The sequence below is a fragment of the Ruegeria sp. BHSB064 genome (genome assembly GCF_059613205.1).
In genome coordinates, this window is sequence record NZ_JBXWSB010000232.1 from 1 (window position 1) to 2,316 (window position 2,316).

General features: G+C 55.0%; 3 protein-coding genes. 1 reads left to right on the plus strand and 2 read right to left on the minus strand.

Features of this window, described 5'->3' with window-relative positions; translation table 11 throughout:
- The coding region (locus AC2FNU_RS24550; protein WP_496794165.1) for a hypothetical protein at positions 1–193 on the plus strand (193 nt) is incomplete at its 5' end.
- A gap of 300 nt (positions 194–493) precedes the next feature.
- On the opposite strand, the gene AC2FNU_RS24555 is transcribed toward AC2FNU_RS24550, so the two are convergent.
- Together AC2FNU_RS24555 and AC2FNU_RS24560 are read right to left on the minus strand one after the other, a co-directional pair.
- The gene (locus AC2FNU_RS24555; protein WP_496794169.1) at positions 494–1,321 is read right to left on the minus strand and encodes an alpha/beta hydrolase; all 828 of its coding nucleotides are present in this window, start codon (positions 1,319–1,321) and stop codon (positions 494–496) included.
- A gap of 3 nt (positions 1,322–1,324) precedes the next feature.
- On the minus strand, positions 1,325–2,203 hold the full coding sequence (locus AC2FNU_RS24560; protein WP_496794172.1) for a tryptophan 2,3-dioxygenase: 879 nt from the start codon (positions 2,201–2,203) through the stop codon (positions 1,325–1,327).
- Positions 2,204–2,316 lie beyond the last annotated feature (113 nt).

Here is a 2,316-nt window from a genome sequence, read left to right on the forward strand (position 1 = left end):
TCTGCTTTCTGCTGCTTCCATAGGATCAAGCTCTGAAGTCCTAGTTATTCTGGATTGGCCGGATGATCTACCGGCGCATGCGGCACAACTTGGTATGGTTGGCTCAGCGACAGTCTACAGTCCTGATGCCGGACCATTTGAGATACTTGCGAAGGTCCTCCTTAGAATTCGGGGGCTGGTTGCTTATCTCTGAGTCTCATCCGCACACGTTTTTTGTTCGGAAAATTGTTAAATTTGAACCGCTTGTTCAATGGGTGCATACAAAGCATTAAAACAAATCAGCCTCATTGTTGTTATCTTTTTCCAGAAGTTATTGGGTAGAGATCGGTTCAGCGATGGTGGACTGAAAGGCTTACGAAAGAGCCATGAGAAACCAGCCCGCCTTGGGCTAATAAGCTGTCTGCCGTGGTTCCGGCAAAAAAACCTTGGGTCAAATCCGTCAACTTGGATCTTGGCGAAAGGGACAAGTCTGTTTGAAGCCCAATACCTTTAACTACCGCGAGTCCTGTAAAAAAGTACCCGGATGCATAATGATATCGAAATGCTGCATCCCTTTCTTCAACTCGAAACCGACCGAATGCCCGGCCTTGCGCAGTAACTCAGCATAATCCCGGCTCTGGCGGATGAACTCGGGTGTGTCTCTTTCCGCCACCGTCACGTGATAGCGCGGGCCGGGGGGCGGCAGGTGGCGGATGGGTGACAGGTCGTTGATCTCAACCGGGGTCAGTTGCAGCGGGTCATTGATCGGCGTCAGGCTGATCGGCTCCAGATCATAGATGCCGCTGATCAGGATCACGTCGCGCACGCGCAAACCCGCGCGTGCAAGGTCGTTGGCTGAACTGGCCATGACCATACTTGCCAATTGCGCCCCAGCACTGTGCCCGGACAACGTGATCCGCGATGGGTCAAATCCCAGATCAGGCGCATTGGTTGCCAGCCAGAGCAATGCGTCGCGGCATTCTGCGACCATCTCTCCGATCCGCGCATCTGGTGCGAGTGTATAGTTCAGTGTCGCAAACGACTGTTCAGCCTCGATCAGCGCAGGTGCCATCATCGCCGAGTCGCGCTGGCTGAGGGCTTGCCAATAGCCTCCGTGAATAAAGACATGCAGCGGCGCACCAGCACCTTTTGCGGGAAAGAAATCAAGGACCTGAGCGGTTCCGTCACCGTAAGAAATGTTCCCGATCACCTCCATCTGCGCGCGATGCTGTGCGCTGAGCGCGGCGTAGCTGTCCAGATAGGGTGTCAGGTCTCCGCCGATCATTGAAGAGGGGGAATACTCCTGATCCAACTCGGCCTGCGTGAACCCCCGATACAGCATTGCTTACTCCTGATCCGCATACATCAATTCGGTGCGTACATCGTAGAGATCATGGAAAAAGCGCAAATCCAAGGCTTTACGCAAAAACGATACTCCACTGGAACCGCCGGTGCCCGGTTGGTTGCCGATCACCCGTTCGACCGCCGTGACGTGATCAAAGCGCCATCGCTGGAACAGGGATTCCACGTCCATCAGCTTTTCGGCCAGCGCGTAGAGATCCCAATACGTGCCGGTGTCCTGAAACACCTGCACCCAGATCTTTACCACACGCGGGTCACCGGAATAGGGATGCGCAAAGTCGCGCTCCAACAGTTCTGGGGGGACATCGAACCCCTGGCGGGCCAGCATGAACAGAACTTCGTCATAAAGGGACGGTTTGGTCAGCGCATCGTTCAGCATCCGCATCACTTCGGGATCATGCTGATGTACTTTCAGGGTTGCGGCGTCCTTGTTCCCAAGAATGAATTCGATCTGACGGTAGCCATAACTCTGAAACCCGGAAGAATTGCCCAATGCCTGCCGAAAGGTCATGTAATCGGCAGGCGTCATCGTCAGCAGCGTTTCCCAAGCCGCAATCAACTGGCGCTGGATCGCCTTGACCCGGTCGAGGTTTTTCATCGCCGGGCCAAACTCGTCCTGTTGCAGAAAGCGGCGCACTTCCACCAGCTGGTGGTGCATCAGTTTCAGCCACAGCTCGCTGACCTGATGGATGATGATGAACAGCATCTCATCGGGTTGCGCAGGGTCCTGAAAGGTCTTTTGCAGGTTCAGCAGGGTCTTGAGTTGCAGAAAATCGCCATAGCTCTTGCGATGGGCCTGCGTGAAATCGGTGACGAGGGATTCCTCGATCCCGCGCTCCAAAAACTTGTCCTTGTCGCCCATGTGCCCCTCCAGACGCTTTTGTTTCACCTTGTTTAGGGGGTGACGCGGCGCAGGGCCAGAGCCTCAGGTCCAGTCCAGAACCACTTTGCCCGACCGACCGGATTTCATCGCAG